The organism is Campylobacter sp. IFREMER_LSEM_CL2194 (assembly GCF_025771685.1).
GTDB lineage: Bacteria > Campylobacterota > Campylobacteria > Campylobacterales > Campylobacteraceae > Campylobacter_D.
In genome coordinates this window covers 126,187-145,829 of record NZ_JAKMQS010000002.1, presented here as the reverse complement: position 1 = coordinate 145,829, position 19,643 = coordinate 126,187, and the positions used below count along the sequence as shown (strand labels likewise).

18 protein-coding genes are annotated in these 19,643 nt (G+C 30.3%); 7 read left to right on the top strand and 11 right to left on the bottom strand.

The window, feature by feature from the left end; genetic code table 11:
* The 6 genes from L8V79_RS01750 to dcd all read right to left on the bottom strand — a co-directional run.
* A partial coding sequence (locus L8V79_RS01750) for an AMP-binding protein (RefSeq protein WP_263702268.1) occupies positions 1-934 on the bottom strand: 934 nt, incomplete at its 3' end.
* A 1-nt stretch (position 935) separates the two neighbouring features.
* Positions 936-1,718, bottom strand: coding sequence for an AAC(3) family N-acetyltransferase (locus L8V79_RS01745; protein WP_263702267.1), 783 nt, complete (start codon positions 1,716-1,718; stop codon positions 936-938).
* Positions 1,715-2,974 carry a DUF4910 domain-containing protein gene (locus L8V79_RS01740; protein WP_263702275.1) on the bottom strand — a complete coding sequence of 420 codons (1,260 nt, stop codon included), beginning with the start codon at positions 2,972-2,974 and terminating at the stop codon, positions 1,715-1,717. The genes L8V79_RS01745 and L8V79_RS01740 overlap by 4 nt, the downstream gene beginning before the upstream one ends.
* Positions 2,975-2,978: 4 nt before the next feature.
* Complete coding sequence (pseC, locus tag L8V79_RS01735; RefSeq protein ID WP_263702266.1) at positions 2,979-4,109, bottom strand: UDP-4-amino-4,6-dideoxy-N-acetyl-beta-L-altrosamine transaminase; 1,131 nt, start codon at positions 4,107-4,109, stop codon at positions 2,979-2,981.
* Positions 4,106-5,113 carry a UDP-N-acetylglucosamine 4,6-dehydratase (inverting) gene (gene pseB / locus L8V79_RS01730; protein ID WP_263702265.1) on the bottom strand — a complete coding sequence of 336 codons (1,008 nt, stop codon included), beginning with the start codon at positions 5,111-5,113 and terminating at the stop codon, positions 4,106-4,108. The genes pseC and pseB overlap by 4 nt, the downstream gene beginning before the upstream one ends.
* Before the next feature lie 50 nt (positions 5,114-5,163).
* On the bottom strand, positions 5,164-5,724 hold the full coding sequence (gene dcd, locus L8V79_RS01725) for a dCTP deaminase (RefSeq protein ID WP_012661997.1): 561 nt from the start codon (positions 5,722-5,724) through the stop codon (positions 5,164-5,166).
* Between the two features lie 131 nt (positions 5,725-5,855).
* Here dcd and accB point away from each other — a divergent pair, with 131 nt between their 5' ends.
* Positions 5,856-6,305, top strand: coding sequence for an acetyl-CoA carboxylase biotin carboxyl carrier protein (gene accB, locus L8V79_RS01720; protein ID WP_263702264.1), 450 nt, complete (start codon positions 5,856-5,858; stop codon positions 6,303-6,305).
* A gap of 1 nt (position 6,306) precedes the next feature.
* Entirely contained in the window at positions 6,307-7,638 is a 1,332-nt protein-coding gene (locus L8V79_RS01715; RefSeq protein ID WP_263679068.1) for an acetyl-CoA carboxylase biotin carboxylase subunit, read from the top strand.
* Between the two features lie 17 nt (positions 7,639-7,655).
* Here L8V79_RS01715 and L8V79_RS01710 read toward each other — a convergent pair whose 3' ends face one another.
* The gene (locus L8V79_RS01710; protein ID WP_173787015.1) at positions 7,656-8,483 is read right to left on the bottom strand and encodes a peptidylprolyl isomerase; all 828 of its coding nucleotides are present in this window, start codon (positions 8,481-8,483) and stop codon (positions 7,656-7,658) included.
* 64 nt (positions 8,484-8,547) lie between these two features.
* Here L8V79_RS01710 and gltX point away from each other — a divergent pair, with 64 nt between their 5' ends.
* From gltX to gdhA, 4 genes are all read left to right on the top strand, one after another.
* Entirely contained in the window at positions 8,548-9,939 is a 1,392-nt protein-coding gene (gltX, locus tag L8V79_RS01705; protein WP_263679070.1) for a glutamate--tRNA ligase, read from the top strand.
* Positions 9,939-11,174: a malate oxidoreductase gene (locus tag L8V79_RS01700; protein ID WP_039628903.1), complete on the top strand. Its 1,236-nt coding sequence runs from the start codon at positions 9,939-9,941 to the stop codon at positions 11,172-11,174. The genes gltX and L8V79_RS01700 overlap by 1 nt, the downstream gene beginning before the upstream one ends.
* Before the next feature lie 248 nt (positions 11,175-11,422).
* A complete protein-coding gene (locus L8V79_RS01695) occupies positions 11,423-12,088 on the top strand; it encodes an MqnA/MqnD/SBP family protein (protein ID WP_263663404.1) in 666 nt (221 codons plus the stop codon).
* Positions 12,089-12,100: 12 nt separating this feature from the next.
* Positions 12,101-13,468 (top strand): NADP-specific glutamate dehydrogenase, encoded by a 1,368-nt coding sequence (gdhA, locus tag L8V79_RS01690; RefSeq protein ID WP_263663405.1) that lies wholly within the window; start codon positions 12,101-12,103, stop codon positions 13,466-13,468.
* A gap of 22 nt (positions 13,469-13,490) precedes the next feature.
* Here the strand turns inward: gdhA and L8V79_RS01685 are convergent, their stop codons facing one another.
* Genes L8V79_RS01685 through selA form a run of 4 tightly spaced genes read right to left on the bottom strand, consistent with a single transcriptional unit; the run spans position 13,491 to position 17,899 of the window.
* A complete protein-coding gene (locus tag L8V79_RS01685) occupies positions 13,491-14,018 on the bottom strand; it encodes a hypothetical protein (RefSeq protein WP_263702261.1) in 528 nt (175 codons plus the stop codon).
* Positions 14,005-14,718 (bottom strand): thioredoxin fold domain-containing protein, encoded by a 714-nt coding sequence (locus L8V79_RS01680; RefSeq protein WP_039642184.1) that lies wholly within the window; start codon positions 14,716-14,718, stop codon positions 14,005-14,007. The genes L8V79_RS01685 and L8V79_RS01680 overlap by 14 nt, the downstream gene beginning before the upstream one ends.
* Before the next feature lie 51 nt (positions 14,719-14,769).
* Positions 14,770-16,575 carry a selenocysteine-specific translation elongation factor gene (gene selB, locus L8V79_RS01675; protein ID WP_263702260.1) on the bottom strand — a complete coding sequence of 602 codons (1,806 nt, stop codon included), beginning with the start codon at positions 16,573-16,575 and terminating at the stop codon, positions 14,770-14,772.
* Positions 16,568-17,899 (bottom strand): L-seryl-tRNA(Sec) selenium transferase, encoded by a 1,332-nt coding sequence (selA, locus tag L8V79_RS01670; protein WP_263702259.1) that lies wholly within the window; start codon positions 17,897-17,899, stop codon positions 16,568-16,570. Before selA ends, selB begins: the two co-directional genes overlap by 8 nt.
* A gap of 89 nt (positions 17,900-17,988) precedes the next feature.
* Between selA and L8V79_RS01665 the strand changes: the two genes are divergently transcribed.
* Positions 17,989-19,641, top strand: a complete 1,653-nt coding sequence (locus L8V79_RS01665; RefSeq protein ID WP_263702258.1) for a 4Fe-4S dicluster domain-containing protein — start codon at positions 17,989-17,991, stop codon at positions 19,639-19,641.
* Positions 19,642-19,643: the final 2 nt, after the last annotated feature.

The following is a 19,643-nucleotide window of genomic DNA, read 5'->3' as shown; positions in this document are numbered from 1 at the left end:
CAACTATGTAAAAAGAACATACATCGGTAATTTCAGTAGGTCCATAAAGATTAGCAAATAAAGCACTAGGAAGGTATTTGCGCCAAATGTTGAGTTGTTTATTTGGCATGATTTCACCACAAAAAAGAATTTTATTTAAATGCCTTAGTGTAAAGGCTTCAAGAGCATTGGTATTAGCAAAATAAATCAGCACTGAAGGTACCCAAAAAATTGTTGTTATTTTTTCTTGTTCTAGATACTCCAAAATTTTATTTGGAAAAGCAAAAAGATGATTTGGCAGTATATGAAGCGTAGCTCCCATTTTAACAGAGCTAAATATATCTAATATGCTATTATCAAAGTAAAATGGTGCTTGATTAGCAAGTATATCCTCATGATCTAGTTTAAAAGTTTCACATACCCAAAAAGTATAATCAATCACACTTTTATGGCTTATACTTACTCCTTTTGGAGTTCCTGTGCTTCCGCTTGTAAAAAAGACATAAAGTAAATTAGTATCTATGTGATTATCTAAAGCTTTTTCTAAAGCATTTTCATTTATAACAAAGCTTTCAAAATCTTCTGTGAAAATGGTATCAAGATTAAAATCTAAATTTAATTTTTTAGAAGTAATTAAAAGCTTTGGTTTTAAAACTTCTATAACTTTTTCTACACGCTCTTTGGGACTTTTTTCATCTAAAAGTGTATAAAAATTTCCACTTTTTGCTACACCAAAAAAAGAAAGCAGACAATCAATCCCTTTAGGAAGCATGATTAATATAGGATCTTGTGTACTTTTAGTAGGAAGTTTAGAAAGAATTTTACTTGCTATTTTTTTACTTAAATCATCAAATTCTTTATAGCTTATACTTCTACCATTAAACTCAACAAAAGCATTTTTACTTCCAAATTTAGCAACACTTTCTTGTAAAAAATCATTGATATGAATTGTCATTTTATTCCTTTAGCAAACAATAAGGGTTGTCCTTTAAAGCTTTTAATGTTTTTTCTAAATAGTTTTTCATGTTGATATTTATTATATGAGCATTGGAAAAATTTAAAATATTAAAATTATTATCATTTTTTAAAATAGCTACTTGTTTATCAACATCTAAATCTGAATTTTCATTCAATTTTCTAACATAGTATTTAATATTTTTTTGGAGTATTTTACCATCTTCATCAATAATTTTTCCACTAAAATTTTTAAAATATCTATATGGAACATGAGCTTTTTCTTCTATGAAATGACTAAAAGTGTACCCGGCTATTTTAGAGCCAAATAAAACTAATTTTCCATTTTCTTTTATTAAAACATCATACACACAATTTTCACCAAAACAACTTGTAGTGTCCTTTAAAAACAATTCTTCTTTGGCTCCTTTTATAGCAAAGGAAAATATAGGATCATTAGTCCGTTTTACTTCCTTCCATTTACGAAAATATTCTGTTAAAACGCCAACAGTGCTTTTTGAATTCAAATTATCGTAAGTTTCGTTTTTACAAAAACTATAAGTAAATGTAGGCATGATTAAAGTACCTTCTTTACCTATAACTTCAAAAAAACAATCTAATATAGTTTGCAAAAATTCATTTCTAGGAAGCAAGGGTGTGCCAAATTTCATTAGTTCACTATGTACACACAAAATATCACCTTTTGTAATGTCAAGTTTTTTAAAAGCTTCTATTAAGTCAACATTAGAGTATTTTTTATCATTGTGTTTTAAGAAATATTTCATTTTATTAATCCGTGAAATTTTAATTTTTCTATTAAATCTTTTAATTCATAAGCTTGTATATTTAGCTTTGAGGTTATATCTAAAACATCATTTTTGCCATCACAAAAGGCTAGAAAATCAGCTGAGATTGGTTTTTTGGTAATTCCTTGATTTAAAGTATGATATAATCCTCTTTTGCCTAAATTTGGTTCACAAAAAGTTGTGATTTGATAAATTTCATTCACTTCTAAATTCATAATGATTTCTTGCATGGCTTTTAAGCCGCCTTGCAATCCTTCTTCACTGATGAAATTTAAATCATCTTTACTAGTGTGGTATTCTTTATAATCACCAAATCTAGTCCTACATATGCAAACTACGGGTAAATTTACCAAAGGAGAACAAAACTGTCTTTCGTTGCCACCTCTATATAAAAAACTAAATTCTTTAAAATTATTTTTAACTTTTAAAGTGTACAAAGCTACTTTGTCTGCTAGGGTATTTTCATTTGGAGTGTGAATGAGTGAGTAGGCATTATCATCACCTATGCAAGAGAGTACAAAACCTGCTTTGGTGTGTTTTTGCAAATGTTTTAAGTACTTGCTAAGATAAACTATACTTCCTATGGTTTCAGGAGTAAAAACAAAACGATAATTGTATTTTCTCTCTTTGAGTTCTAAAAGCCATTTAGCTAAAAACGTAGCTACCACAGGGCCACTTAGCTCGTTATTTGCCATAGATGGATGACAAAGGTAAGTGGAAATTAAAATTTCATCTTTTATTTTTTGCGTGCTAGGTATGAGTAAGTCAGCATAGTTTAAAACCCCATTTTCATGGTGTTTTGCATCGATGAAAACTTTATATTTTCCTTCTTTTAGTTTAACTCTATCTTCGTGTTTTATACAAAAACCCCAACGCCTTTTATAATAGCTTGTCACATAAGGTATAGCATCAGGCATATCCTCTATAGAGTAAAGGTGTTCTTGTAAGCTTGCTAGATCAAGCTCTGTATCTATACCTTCGCTATAGTTTAACACATGTAAATTATTTTGTTTAAAATCACAAATTTTTTCTCCATCTGGAGTGATGATATAAGCATCGTTTATCTCCCATTCAGCAGGTACCTCCCAGTCAAACACTTTACTTCCACTTGCTATAGAGTGAATTTTTAATATACCCCCACCCATAGCCTCATCAAGTATTTTTAAGCTTTGTCTAAAGCCAACTCCTGTAATGCTTCTGCATATAGGAAAAAGTTCACAAGCTAGCTCATACATACTTTTACTCACAACAAGCCTTTTTAGTTTCTTCTAAAATCTTAAATAAACTATCTTTAATAAATTGTGCTTCTTTTAGACTCATTTCTTGATGAGCAGGTATGCTAAGTTCAGCTTTATAAAAATTATCCGCATTTTCTAAAAATAAATTTCCATATAAATTTTTATAATAACTAAACTCATAAGTAGGCTTATAATGCACTTGTACACCTATGCCTAAATTTAATAATTTTTCAAAAATAATCTCTTTTTGGCAATAAAATTCAGGAAAAAGTAAAATAGGGTATAAATGTCTTGAGCTTTTTTTATAATCTTTGATTTTTATAGTGCTAAAATAAGGATTTTTTTCAAATTCTTTATCATAAAAACTTGTAATGATTTCTCTTTTTTCTAGCATATTATCAAGTTTTTTAAGTTGATTTATACCTAAAGCACAAGCTACATCACTTAAACGATAATTATAGCCTAGTTCAATCATATCACTATCCCAAAGTCTTTTTTTGACTATACCATGACTTTTTAAAAGCTTGATTTTTGAGATTAATTCCTCATCATTGCTAACAACCGCACCACCCTCAAAGGTTGTGATAGGTTTAACTGGATGAAAAGAAAATATGCTCAAATCCCCCATAGAACCTACTTTTTGATCTTTATAAATAGCACCTAGAGCATGACTTGCATCATCAATTAGTGGGATGTTGTATCGTTTGGCTAAGGCTAGGATTTCATCCATTTCTACACTATTTCCCGCAAAATCAACCACGCAAATTGCTCCTATATTAGAGCTATCTTGGCTTAATCTTAAAGCAAGTTTTTTCTCATCAATATTTCCATCGCTTTTTACATCTATAAACTCAACCCTAGCACCTGCCATTAAAGCTGCATTTGCAGTTGCAGCAAAGGTAATGGGAGTTGTTAAGACAATTTTTTCTTTTACATTTAAAGATAAATACGCAAGGTGTAAGGCAGAAGTAGCTGAATTTAGTACGCAAGCATATTTTACACCCACATATTCACAAAGGGCTTGTTCAAATTCTTCAACCTTTTTTCCTCCGGTTAAAAAATCATCTTTTAAAGCTTTACAAACTGCTTGTATGTCTTGTTCGTCAATATTTTGATGAGAATAAGTTATCATTTTTCAAGCTCTGTATGATTTATTATATTTAAAAGCTCTTCTTGGCTAATCCATTCTTTATTATTATCTGAGCTATAAGAAAAGCCATTGGAAACTTTTTTGCTCTTTTGTCCTTTTGCATTTATGCTAAAATCAATTTCCATATTAGTAAATTTAATACTTGGACTAATGGCATAATAATTTTCAAATTCATAAGTTAAGTGACTATCATCACTTGAAATCATAATTTCATGTAGTTTTTCACCTGCTCTTATGCCTATGATTTTATGAGCTAAATTAGGAGCCATGGTTTTAGCTAAATCTACAATTTTCATAGAAGGAATTTTTGGCACGAAAATTTCCCCTCCATGCATGTATGTAAAGTTATTCAGCACGAAATTAACCCCATCTTCTAAAGATATCCAAAATCTTGTCATTCTCTCATCTGTGATGGGAAGTTCTTTAGCACCTTCATTGATTAGCTTTTTAAAAAATGGTATAACAGAGCCTCTTGAGCCTACTACATTTCCATATCTTGTAACGCTAAATTTAGTATGAGAATTTCCTGCTATGTTATTTGCTGCTACAAAAAGCTTATCGCTTGCAAGCTTTGTAGCTCCGTATAAATTAATAGGATTACATGCTTTATCGGTTGAAAGAGCGATACATTTTTCAACATTATTTTCCAAACACGCATCAATTACATTTTGCGCTCCATGGATATTAGTTTTTATACATTCCATTGGATTATATTCTGCAATTGGTACATGTTTCATAGCAGCTGCATGGATGACAAAATCCACATCCTTCATCGCTATATTTAATCTTTCTTTATCTCTTACATCACCTATAAAATAACGCATGCAATTATCATTAAATTCTCTTGCCATTTCAAATTGCTTGAGTTCATCGCGTGAATAAATGATGATTTTTTTGGGTTTGTATTTTTGAAGTAAAGTTTTAGTATAAGTTTTCCCAAAACTTCCTGTACCACCGGTGATTAAAATGCTTTTTCCATTAAACATATATATTTTCCTATTACTTGACTAAGTTTTTATATCGACTGAAAATAAAATTATTTTAAAATTCTTGGTAAAGTTATACCTGTTTGGGCTTGGTATTTGCCTTTTTTATCAGCATATGTTACATCACAAGGCTCATCTCCTTGTAAAAACAAAACTTGAGCTATACCTTCATTGGCATAAATTTTAGCAGGTAGTGGAGTTGTGTTTGAAATTTCTATAGTGATATGTCCTTCAAAACCTGGCTCAAAAGGAGTTACATTTACTATAATACCACATCTTGCATAAGTACTTTTACCAAGGCAAATAGCTAAAACATCATTTGGCATTTTAAAATACTCAACCGTTCTAGCAAGCGCGAAAGAATTTGCAGGTACTATACATACATCTCCTACAAAATCTACTACATTTTCTTCTACAAAATTTTTAGGATCTACAACAGTGGAATTTACATTAGTAAAAATTTTAAATTCTCTTCCAACTCTTATATCATATCCATAGCTTGAAAGCCCATAACTAACTATACCTTTGCCTATATTTGCTTCACAAAATGGCTCTATCATATTGTGTTCTAATGCCATTTTTTTGATCCAATTATCTGCTTTTAAGCCCATTTTTGTCCTTTATAATTAAAGTGAATTTTTAAATTATATCTTAAAATAAAAGTAAAAAATAAATAATTGAAGTTATTTTTAGTATTTTTATATATAATTATAAATTAAGTCTTATAAATTAAGGAGAATATATGACAAAAGAAGAAATCAAAGAACTAATGCAACTTTTTGCAGAAGCAAATATAAGCAAGATTAAAATAAAAGAACAAGATGGATTTGAAATAGAACTAGAAAAAGATTTATGTTGTGAATTACCAGTCCCAGCTCCTGTTGCTCCAGCTCCACAACCAATTAATGTAAATGTAGTTAATGAAACCAAAGCAAGCTCAAACTCTTCTAATAAACCAACTATCAATAGCCCTATGGTAGGTACTTTTTATCAAGCTCCAAGCCCAGGTGCAGCACCTTTTGCTAAAGCAGGACAAACTATTAAAAAAGGAAGTACTATAGCAATTATTGAAGCGATGAAAATCATGAATGAAATCGAAGCTGAATATGACTGTAGAATAGTAGAAGTTTTAGTTGCAGATGGTCAGCCTGTAGAATTTGGCATGCCTTTATTTGTGGTGGAGAAATTATAAAATGGAAATTAAAAAAGTTTTAATAGCAAATCGTGGAGAAATTGCATTAAGAGCTTTAAGAACTGTAAAAGAAATGGGAAAAAAAGCAATTTGTGTGTATTCTACTGCAGATAAGGATGCTTTGTATTTAAAATACGCTGATGCGAGTATTTGTATAGGAAATGCTAGAAGTTCAGAAAGTTATTTAAATATCCCAGCTATTATTAGTGCGGCTGAAATTAGCGAAGCGGATGCGATTTTTCCAGGATATGGATTTTTAAGTGAAAATCAAAATTTTGTTGAAATTTGTGCAAAACACAACATTAAATTCATAGGCCCTTCAGTAGCTGCTATGGCACTAATGAGTGATAAAAGTAAAGCAAAACAAGTAATGCAAAGAGCAGGTGTGCCTGTAATCCCAGGAAGCGATGGAGCTTTGGGTGGGGTTGAAGCAGCAAAAAAACTTGCTAAAGAAATAGGCTATCCTGTGATTTTAAAGGCAGCAGCAGGTGGCGGTGGCCGTGGTATGCGTGTAGTTGAAGATGAAAAAGATTTAGAAAAAGCTTATTGGTCAGCAGAAAGTGAAGCTATGAGTGCTTTTGGCGATGGAACTATGTATATGGAAAAATACATCCAAAACCCACGCCATATAGAAGTACAAATCATAGGAGATAGCTTTGGTAATGTGATACATTTGGGCGAGAGAGATTGCTCTATGCAAAGACGCCATCAAAAGCTTATAGAAGAATCTCCTGCAATTTTACTAGATGAAAAAACAAGAAAAAGACTCCATGAAACAGCGGTAAAAGCTGCTAAGGCTATTGATTATGAAGGCGCAGGAACTTTTGAATTTTTAGTGGATAAAAATTTAGATTTTTATTTTATCGAGATGAATACGCGCTTGCAAGTTGAGCATTGTGTGAGTGAGATGGTAAGTGGGGTAGATATTATTGAGCTTATGATTAAAGTAGCAGAAGGGTATCCTTTACCAAAGCAAGAAGAAATTAAACTTAAAGGTCATTCTATAGAATGTAGAATCACTGCTGAAGATTCCAAAACTTTCTTACCTTGCCCAGGTAAAATCACAAAATACGTAGCTCCAGCAGGACGCAATGTAAGAATGGAAAGTCATTGTTATCAAGATTATAGCGTGCCTCCTTATTATGATTCTATGATCGGAAAATTAGTTGTTTGGGGAGAAGATAGGAACACAGCTATTTCTAAAATGAAAATAGCCTTGCAAGAGCTTATTGTAGGTGGGATTAAAACAACTAAAGATTTTCATTTAGCGATGATGGATAATGCAGATTTTATCAATAATAATTATGATACAAATTATCTTTCAAGACATTAATTAAGATAGGTTTTAACCTATCTTAATTCTTCTATATGAGCATTTGCTCTTATTTTATCAAGATGATTTTTTAAGGCTTGTTCTTTTTGAGTTAGGGTATAGACATTGCTAACTTGATCTTTGATTAAGTCAAATTCGATAGGATTTTTACCATATTTTTCTTTTACAAAATATACTATATAAGCATTTTCACCATTTAATACTGGAGTAAATTCTCCTATTTTTGTATTGTTTAATAAAGCAAGTAATCTTGGATCTAAACTAGCTGCGTTTAAACTAATGGCTTTTGATTTAATTTGAGAATTTTTATACATAGGATTTTGTGCAAGCTGTTGTAAAAGTTCTGGATTAGTAGAATTATAAACAACTAAGTCTATATTTGAAAAAGTGCTAAATTTATCAAGATTGCTTTCGTAAAAATGTTTTAGAGTTTCATCATCGATATTGATTTTTGCATTTTGCATTATGCTTCTATAAAGCTTTTCTCTTTCAAGATCTTTTCTAACCTTATTTTTAAAAACTTCAAAACTTAAACCATCTTTTTCTATCTTTGATTGCAAACCATTAATGTCGGTTTTATTGCCTTTTGCTATTTGGGCTAATTTTTCATTAAGTTCAAAAGTACTTACATAAATTCCTAACTTTTTAGCTTCACTTTGTTGAACTTTATCATCTACTAAAAATGCTATAGCTTTTTGTTTATCGTCAGTTTTTAATTCTTTCATGGTTTGTTCTATATCATAAAGAGTAATAGGTTGATTTTCTACTACCATTGCTACGCCACCAAGGGTTTGAGCATATAAAATATTTGCAGCAAAACAACAAGATATTAAAAATTTTCTCATATAAAACCTTTATTTAAGTGTAAATATAGCATTATAACAATAAAAATTTAAAAAAGGTAAAAATATGCAAGAAATCACAACGCGTTTTGCTCCTTCTCCAACAGGATATTTGCACATAGGAGGGCTTAGAACGGCTTTATATAATTATCTTTATGCAAGAAAAAATAAGGGTAAATTTTTATTGCGTATTGAAGATACGGATTTAAAAAGAAATTCACAAGAAGCTACACAAGCTATTATAGAAGCATTTAAATGGTGTGGGCTTGATTATGATGGGATGATTGAGTATCAATCCCAAAGATTTGAAATTTATAAAAAATACATTCAAAAATTATTAGATGAGGGTAAGGCTTATTATTGTTATATGAGCAAAGAAGAGCTTGATGAGTTAAGAGCTAAGCAAGAAGCAGCCAAAGAGCGCCCAAAATACGATGGTAGATATAGAGATTTTAAAGGAACTCCCCCAAGTGGTATTGAGCCTGTGGTGCGTATAAAAGCACCACAAAGTGGAGAGATTAAATTTATAGATGGTATTAAAGGCGAGGTTAGTTTTAAGGCTGAAGATATTTTAGATGATTTTGTAATTGCAAGAAGCGATGGTAGCCCAATTTATAATTTAACTGTTGTAATTGATGATGCACTAATGGGTGTGAGTGATGTTATAAGAGGGGATGATCATTTATCAAATACCCCAAAACAAATCGTTCTTTATGAGGCACTAGGCTTTAAAATTCCTAAATTTTACCATGTGGCTATGATACATGGTGAAGATGGTAAAAAACTTTCTAAGCGTCATGGGGCAACTGATGTGATGGAGTATAAAAATATGGGGATTTTACCTCAAGCCTTGCTAAATTTCTTAGTGCGTCTTGGTTGGAGTCATGGCGATGATGAAATTTTTTCTTTAGAAAGTATGCAAGAGCTTTTTGATCCAAATCATATTAATAAAAGTGCTTCTTGTTATAATTTTAAAAAGCTAGAATGGCTTAATGCTCATTATATTAAAACCTTGCCTTTTGAAGAAATCAATAGACAATTAAAAGATTTAGGTTTTGATTTAAGTCAGTATGAAAAAGCAGGCTTTTTACTAGATATGTTAAGAGAGAGAGCTAAAACTTTGCATGATATCATTAGCGGGGCTAAAGTGTTACTAAATGACCCAAAAGAATACGATCAAAAGGCTGTAGATAAATTTCTTAATGTAACAAATTTAACTTATTTGGAAAAATACGCTATGGTTTTAAATGAGCAAAAAAATGCTTGTGAATTTGAAGAATTAACCAATCAATTCTTAGAAGAAAATAATCTTAAGTTAAAAGATCTAGCCCAAGCTATACGCATTGCACTCACTGGAAGCTCGGTAAGTCCTAGTATATTTGAAGTATTAGAATTTTTAGGAGTGCAAAAAGCTAAGCTTAGAATAGAAAATTTACTAACTTACATGAAGGGGAAATAATGAATTTAAAAGAAGAGGCTTTAGAATACCACCTAGGTGGTAAAGTAGATATTATTGCGAGAAAGCCTATGGATAGTGCGCATGATTTGTCTTTAGCTTATTCTCCAGGGGTTGCTGAACCTTGTGTTGAGATAGCAAAAGATGAAACCTTAGCTTATAAATACACTAATAAAGCTAATTTAGTTGCCATAGTAAGTGATGGTAGTGCAGTTTTGGGACTTGGTAATATAGGAGCAAGCGCAAGTAAGCCCGTGATGGAAGGAAAGGCTTGTTTGTTTAAAAAATTTGCTAATGTTAATGCTTATGATTTAGAAATTAATGCTCATAGTGTAGATGAGATTGTTACCTTTTGTAAAGCTATAGCACCTACTTTTGGAGGAATTAATTTAGAAGATATTTCGGCACCAAAATGCTTTGAAATAGAAGCTGCATTGCAAGATCTTGGAATTCCTGTAATGCATGATGATCAACATGGTACTGCGATCATTTCTACAGCAGGATTAATGAATGCTATGGAAATTAGTGGTAAAAAATTTGAAGATATTAAAGTAGTAGTAAGTGGTGCGGGTGCAGCGGGTATTGCAAGTGCTAGAATGTATAGAAATTTAGGGGTTAAAAATATCGTTTTAGTAGATAGCAAAGGTGTGATTAATACCCAAAGAGATGATTTGAATAAATACAAACTAGAATTTGTGAGCGATACCAAAGATAGTACTTTAAGAGAGGCTTTAAAAGGTGCTGATGTGTTTTTGGGTTTAAGCGCACCTAAGATTTTAGATGATGAGATGATTTTAAGTATGGCTAAAGATCCTGTGATTTTTGCACTAGCTAATCCTGTGCCTGAAGTAATGCCTGAAGATGTTAAAAGGGTTAGAAACGATGCTATAGTTGGAACAGGTAGAAGTGATTATCCAAATCAAATTAACAATGTTTTAGGTTTTCCTTTTATTTTTAGAGGAGCTTTAGATGTAAAAGCGACTAAAATCACTGAAAATATGAAAGTAGCTGCTGCTAAAGCTTTGGCTGATTTAGCTAAGCTTGAAGTAACTGATGAGGTAAAACAAGCTTATGGTGTAGAAGAACTTAGCTTTGGTAGAGATTATGTTATACCAAAACCATTTGATAGCAGGGTAAAAGCTGTAGTTAGTGCTGCTGTGGCAAAAGCTGCAGTTGAAGATGGAGTAGCTTTGGTAAAAGAATTTGACTATCAAAAATATCTAGCAAGCTTACAATAGTTTTTATAGATTAAGTTTTATTTAAAATATTTTTTTGAATAAAACTTAATTTTTATTTTCAATCTATCAATTTGACTTTTCTATTATTTTAATTTTTTACTTAATAATCTAAGATTACAAAATAATTTTTTACAACAAATGTTAAATTTTGATATAAATTTTAGTATTGATTATATTTTTAATTAAATTAATTTATATTTAAGATATTTTTTTATAGGATACTAATACTTAATAATAGAAAGGCTAAGATGGTTTTTGGAAAGATAGATTATCTTAATTTACTCCCTTTGCATATCTATCTTAAAAAAGCAGCTTTTCCTAGCTATGTTAAGCAAACTACAGAATACAAAAAAGGGGTTCCTAGTAAGCTAAATCGCCATTTGTATTTTAGACGTATTGATGCAGCTATTATTTCAAGCATTGAAAGTCGTAGAAAAAAATACAAAACCTTAAATGTGGGAATTTGCGCAAGCAAAAAGGTAAAAAGCGTTTTAGTGAAAAAACATTCTCAAAGCAAAGAAGATGCGAGTTCTGCAACTTCCAATGCTCTTGCAAAAGTTTTAAAGCAAAAAGGGGAGGTTATCATCGGTGATAAGGCTTTAAAACTTTATTTGCAAAATCCAAAAGATTATATTGATTTGTGTGAATTATGGTATGAAAAGACAAAACTTCCTTTTGTTTTTGCACGTTTTTCTTGTGTTAAAAATTTTTCTATTTATAAAAAAATGATGAAAAATTTCACAAAAAGTAAAATTTTCATCCCACAATATATTTTGCTAGATTATTCTAAATCAAGAAATCTTTCTCAAAAGGAAATTAGCGCATACTTAAAGCTAATTTATTACAAAATAGGAACAAAGGAGCAAATGGCGCTAAAAAAATTTTTAGCTAAAACAAACAGCAAGATACTATAAAAAGGACAATTTATGAGTATGGCTAAACAATATATCAACGAAACTTTAGAAAAAATTCAAACAATTTCCCCAAGACAACCTATCTTTTTTCAAGCAGCAACTGAGGTATTAAATTCTTTAGAACCTTTACTTGAATCTAACAAAACCTACCAAGATCATGCAATATTAGAGCGTATTGTAATGCCTGAAAAAACAACTATATTTAGAGTTGTATATATCAATGATGCAGGTAAAGCTCAAACACATTTTGGCTATAGAGTGCAGTTTAATTCTAGTTTAGGTCCTTATAAAGGTGGACTTAGATTTCATCCTAGTGTAAATTTGGATGTTTTAAAATTTTTAGGTTTTGAGCAAATTTTTAAAAATTCTTTAACAGGGTTGATGATAGGCGGTGCTAAAGGTGGAGCAAATTTTGACCCTAAGGGTAAAAGTGAAGCAGAAATTATGCGTTTTTGTCAAGCTTTTATGGCTGAACTTTCAAAAATCATAGGTGCAAGCACTGATGTTCCAGCTGGTGATATAGGGGTTGGTGCTAGGGAAATTGGATATATGTTTGGAGCTTATAAGAAAATTAGCTCTAATTTTGATGGAACCTTAACGGGAAAGAAAATTCCATGGGGTGGAAGTTTAGCAAGAACAGAAGCAACAGGATATGGCTGCGTGTATTTTACTCAAGAAATGCTAGCAAAATATAGCAATGCATTAGAAGGAAAAGAATGTGCAGTCTCAGGTAGTGGAAATGTGGCAATTTATACCATAGAAAAATTACACCAACTTGGTGCAAAAGCAATCACAATAAGTGATAGCGATGGATTTGTTTATGATAAAGATGGAATAGATTTAGATTTATTAAAAGAAATTAAAGAAGTAAAAAGAGCTAGGGTGAGTGATTATGCAGCGCTTAAAAAAGGTGCTATTTTTACTCCAAAAAGTGCGTATAAACAAGGTTGTAATGGGGTATGGAGTATACCTTGTGATATAGCTTTTCCAAGTGCTACGCAAAATGAGTTAAATTTAGAAGATATTAAAACTTTATATCATAATGGTTGTCGTATGGTAGCAGAGGGAGCTAATATGCCAAGCACACTTGAAGCGATTGATTTTATGTTAAATCAAAAAGACTTTTTATTTGCTCCAGCTAAGGCTGCAAATGCTGGCGGGGTAGCGACTTCTCAACTTGAAATGCAACAAAATGCAAGTATGTGTCAATGGAGTTTTGATGAAGTTGATGCAAAATTGCATAAGATTATGAAAAATATTTTTGAAAATTCATACGAGTGTGCAAAAGCTTATAATCATGAAGGAAATTTAGTAGTAGGTTCAAACATAGCAGGCTTTAAAAAAGTAGCTGATGCGATGATTGATCATGGTTATATTTAAAAAGATGGCTTAAATGCCATCTTTAATGCATATAAAAAAAGCTTGTTATTTGATTAGCGATTTTTTCTTCTAAAGATTCTTTGGCTCTATCTATATTGCCAAGATAAGCAGTTCTTGCTAAAAGTGAGGTGCTTTGAGTAGAGTTTTTGGAACTAATTTGTAAATTAACTTGCAAAAGATAATAATTTTCTACTTCCATTTCAAAAACATTATCTATTTTATCAAAGTCATTATAAAAAAATCTCGCATTAGAAGCAATTAGTCTTTGTGCGTAAGAAAATTTCTTAAAATCTACTATATTGATATAAATTTTATAATCACTTTGAGTATTATCTAAAACTAATCCCAAATTTTGTAATTTTTGAGCGAGTTTGGCCTCTAAATTTGTGTTTAATTTTGAAGGATTATTGATGTGTAAAGAAAAACTTTGATTTTTATTAGCATGTAGGAAAATACCCTCATTATTTGTTTGGATAAAAGTTTGCATAGGGCCTGTGCAAGCACTTAAAAATAGTGCAAGCGCAAGCAAGAAAAGATTATTTTTGAGCATCGATTATGGTTGGTACGGCGCGAAGACCAAGTTTAGAGTATTTTGCAAAAGTTTCTCTTACTGCTTTAACTTCAGCTTCACTAGGTTTTTTATAATCTTTTAAATTTTTATCATAGTATTTTTTCATGATAGCAATTTTTTGTGCATCGTCTTTAGCATTTTTACTTTCTTTATAGATTAATGCAGATTTTTCAAATGCGCTTGTATCATGGATAGGAGTTAAGATAAATTTAACTTGATGAGTTTTTAGTGTTTCTTCTATTTTATCTAAATGCATTCTACAATATGGACATTCAGGATCGCTAAAAACATAAAGCAAAGGTTTGTTTTTATCGCCTAAAGAAACAAACATTTTTTCTTTTTTAAGTTCCACTAGAGCTTTTTTTGAAAATTCAGCTTGTTGTTTTTCCATGAGTTTTGCTTGATAAACTTGAGAATAAAATTCACCTTTTTTTACATCAATTACTTCAGTTGTGATGATATTATCTTGAGTGAAAACGATTTCTTGGAAATTTTTACCACTAATTTCAAAATTAACTATCACGGCTTCAAAGTTAGTATCAGGAATTTTTTCTCTACTAGAAACACTAATATTTGCATTTGATAAATTTGGATTTTTCTTAAAAAAATTAATAATTTCTTCATTACTTGCAGCAAATAAAGAGCTAGCAAGAGTTAAAAGAGCTAGAGATTTTTTCATTTTTTTCCTTTAATTTAAATTTTTATCATTATAAAATGTAAATTTTAACACTTAGACTTTTAGCATTCTTTTTTCCTCGATTTTTATCACTTGAGGATAGTTTTTATCAAGGTATTCTAAGTAAGCTATGGCGTATTTTCTTGAAATTTGAAAATGATTTTTTACAAAAGCGACATCTAAATGATGATTTTGCAAAAGCTTTAAAAACTCTTGCATGAGATTTTCAAGGGCATTTTTTTCTATAAAAAGATTATGCGCTAATCTTTTGACTTTGTTTTCTTTAGTGAGTTTTTTTAAGATAAGATCTCCATTTTTCCTATCAAGCTCTAAATACTCATAAAGATTGTAAGGTGCAGTAGGTTTTATGCCTTCTTTTTTTAAAATTTCATAAAGCTCACAATGAGCCTTTTCTTGTAATTTTTCAAAATTTTGTCCTTTTAAAAACCATATGCCGTCTTTAAAATCTAATTTTTCTTGCATTTGCTTGAGTACATAAGCACAAAAACTCTCACTCGCCCAGCTAAGCCTTAAGGCGATAGAATGAGGTGAGATTAAAGCATAAGGATTTTTAGAGAAAATAAAATCAATAAATTCTTTCAAAGTTTGCATAGCATTTAAATCATATACATTTAAAGCTTGCTCATCGACAAAAACATGATCTAAACTTTTTGCTAAGTTTAAAGCTTGTTCATGAGTGAGTTTAAAGCGTTGATAGCTTGAAAGTAAGCCAAAGCCAAGTTTGTGAGTTTGTTTTAAAAACTCAAATACTTTTTTAAAATCTTTTTGTTCTAAAAGTGCTAAATACTTAGCTTTTATATCTTTTTTTAAAGGCTCACTCACTGCATTTAATACCACGCCACCACTTTTAATACGCCCATTTTCAAGCAAGATAAATTTATCATCAAAACACAAAGGTAAGTTTTTATCAAACTCTAAGCTAATATAAGTTTTATCTTCAAATTCTTTGATTACACTAATTTTTGCATTAAACTTTTTTGAGCCACTACAAAATTCTAAAATACTCCCGTGTTTAATCTCTGTATTAAAAACAACTCCATCGATACTTTTAAAGCTTTTAAAGACACCTTTTTTGCTTAATACATAGCCTTTTTTTAACTCATGATAATCACAATTTAAACTCAAAGCAACTCTATTATAAGCTTTTGCTTCTAAAACATTTTCTTCATGAATTTGTATGTTTTTTACAATGATATCTTTTTGATTTTCAAGGCAAAATATTTTTTCATTTTTGCTGATTTTTCCTTCATTTAAGCTTCCTGTTACTACTGTTCCTATACCTTTTAAAGAAAAAACCCTATCAATGTAGTATCTAAAAATCAAATTTTCATCATTTTCTTTAGGCTTTAAACTAAGCAGATAGTTTTTTAAATTTAATATACTTTGCCCATCATAAATACTAGTTGGAAAAACTTTTAAGATATTGATTTTAAAGGCTTTTAATTCTTTTAAAAGCTCTGCTTGTTTTTGCGCTAAATCCTTGCATAAATCAACCTTACTTAAAATAAGCACTACATCTTTTACGCCTAAAAATTCCAAAACCCTTAAATGCTCTATACTTTGAGCCTTTAAACCCTCGTTTATATCTATGACAAACATACATACTCTAAAGCCAAAAGCACCACTTATCATAGTTTTAATCAAACTTTCATGTCCAGGTACATCGATAAAAGCAATATTTAAATTTTCACTTTTTAAATTTGAAAAGCTAAGATTAATCGTAATGCCTTTTTCTTGCTCTTCTTTTAAATCATCACCTTCAAAACCATTTAAAGCTTTAATAAGTGAGGTTTTACCATGGTCAATATGTCCAGCAGTGCCTATGATAATACTATGCATGAAATACCTCTTTGATAGCGTGGATTAAACGGTTTAAATCTTTTTCTAAAATACTTCTAAAATCTAGTATAAAATGTCCATTTTCAACACGGCCAATCACACCTTTTTTTCTAAATTTTTCTTGTAAAAGCAAAGCTTTTTCATTAAAACTTAGCACAAAAGTAGCTAAACTTTTATCAGGCATAGAGCCACCGCCTACTAAACTTTTAGAAGTTTTTAACTCACATTTTGTAGGAATTTTTTCTTTGACAAAAAGAGCCTTTTTTTCTATGGTTTTTAAATCATCATTTAAAAGTTTTAGTGTAGGAATTTTTTCATATTCTTTTTCTAAGTATGCTTTGGTAGTTTCATTTAAAAAAGCTAGAGTGATTTTATCAACCCTTAACATTCTTAGAAGTTGATTTTTCTTTAGTTGTTGAATGTATTTTTTCTTTCCAAGTATAATGCCTGCTTGAGTAGAACCAAAAAGCTTATCACCGCTAAAACTTAAAATATCACAATGTTTTAAAAGCTCTTTCACACTTGGCTCGTTTTTGCTAAGTTGTTTATTAATTTTTTCACACCAGCCAGCACCTAAATCATAATAAGATATGAGTTTTTTCTTTTTTGTCAAAGCATGAATTTCGCTTAAGCTTACTTCTTCAAAAAATCCTTTAAAAGCAAAATTAGAACGATGAGTTTTTAAAATCATTTTAGTATTTTCATTGATGGCTTTTTCATAATCATATAAATGAGTTTTATTAGTCGTGCCTATTTCTTTTAGCTTAACACCAGCTGCTAGCATAACTTCAGGAATTCTAAAATTTCCTCCAATCTCAACTAGCTCACTTCTTGAAGTAATAACTTCTTTATTTTTTGCTAAGGTGTTTAAGATCAAAAATACAGCCGAAGCGTTATTATTAACAACTAAGCAATCTTCACAATCAAATAATATTTTTAAATTCGCACTAAGTGCGTCATACCTTGAGCCTCTTTTGCCACTTTGCATGTTAAACTCTAAATTTGAATAAGAGCAGATGATTTCTTTAGTTCTTTCAAAAATACTCTCATCAATAATACTACGACCAAGATTAGTATGAATGATAACTCCGGTAGCATTGATCAAACTTTGACTTTGCATATTTAAAAACTCATCAATGCTTTGAGCAATTTTACTTAGCAAATCTTGCAAGCTAAAATTTAAATTTTCATTTTTACTTAGTTCTTTTTTACAATTTGAAACAACTATTTTTGCAAAATGAGATCTTAAATACAAAGGATAATTAGCCAAGTTTTCATCGTTTATAAGTGTGTTTATGGGTGGAAAATTTCTAAATTTGTTCATCTTAAACCTTAAGAATAAATTAGTAAAATTATAACTTTTTTATAATGAAATTTATATAATTAAGATTAAAAAATTTAAAAGAGAGCATTATGAAAGATTTTGTATTTTTAGAAAATGAAGATTTAATTCCTTTAAGTGATGATATTAGCATAGTTCAAAAAGCCTGTGATGAAGAAGTTTTTATAGGAAATTCAAAGCTTTTAAACCCTGAAGTTTATGCGCCTGAGATTAATTTTTACCTTAAAAACTCACAAGATGATGTGCTTAAAAAAGCTAAAACTATTGAGTCTTTATATAAGATTAGATCTAAGGTTTATGATTTGGGACTTGATTTAGAATACACAAAAGAAGTGGGTAAAAATGTAATTATCGTAAGCAATGAGGATCAAAATGAGCTTATTGAAAGCTTAAAAAAACAAGAATACAAGGTTTTAAAACTAAACAATGAGCAATGTTTGGGTGTTTTAGGTTGCGTGGGCGAGCTTTGCGTGATAGCTTTAAAAGATAATGAGCAAGTAGAAATTGATTGTGATTTTTTCTTATATGATGTAAAAAAAGAAAGTTTTGATCAACAAAGTGGTTGTTATGATTTAACTACTTTAAGTCAAGAAGAAATTATAAAACTTTTAAATTCTAATTCTCCAAAATATAAATTTAGAAATTATATTAGTTATGATGATAGCATTTGTCAATATCATGAAAGAAGAAGTGTTCATTGTGGAAAATGTGCTGAAATTTGTCCTAGTGTGGCTATTTTAAAAGATGATGAGCAAAGAAAATTAGAATTTTCTCATGTGGATTGTTTAAGCTGTGGTGATTGTGTGGGGATTTGTCCTAGCGGGGCGCTTGATTATGCACCTATGCCACGCAATAGCTTTTATGAAATTTTAAAATTTTATGAAGATAAAATCATTTTAATCATCCCTGAAAAAATGTCTATAGAAAATTTAAATATCACTTTAAAAGAAGATGTAATGCCTTTTATGATTAAAGGTGAAAACTATCTTGATCAAGCACATTTTTTAGCTATGCTTCAAACAAGTGGTGCGAGTGTGGTTTTTTATAGCGATGGCTTATCGCAAGGTGCTTTAGAAGTGATAGCTTTGATGAATGAAATTTTTCAAAGAAAATTTAAACAAAATGCAATTTTTCTAGCTAAAGATGAAAAAGAACTTTTGGAGGCTATAAATCAAGCACATTTTATAGAAAATCTCAAATTTATTTCTTATAATCCTGCGCTTTTAAAAAGAGAAGATTTTGCTATAAGATTAAGAGAGCTTATAAAGGAAGAAAATTTAGGCAATATCCCAAGTAAAGAATGGATACGCTATGGAAAAATCACTATCAATACAGATACCTGTACCTTATGTCTTTCTTGTGTGGGAGCTTGTAATGTAGGAGCTTTAGTGGCTGATGCTAAGGATAATTCTTTGAAATTTAATGCAAGCTTATGTACTACCTGTGGATATTGTGAGGCAAGTTGTGCTGAAAAAGATACTTTAATGCTTCAAAGAAGTGGGATAGATTTAGAAAAAGAGTATTTTTCTTTTATGGTTTTAGCTCAAGATGAACTTTTTGCTTGTGTAGAATGTGGGAAAGAATTTGCTACTAAAAAGGCCATTGAAAAAATCGCTAGCATTATGAAGCCAAGATTTATGGGTGATGAAGCTAAGATAAAAACACTATATTGCTGTGCTGAATGTAAAGCAAAAGTAATGATACAAAGTATGAATGTGCTTTAAGC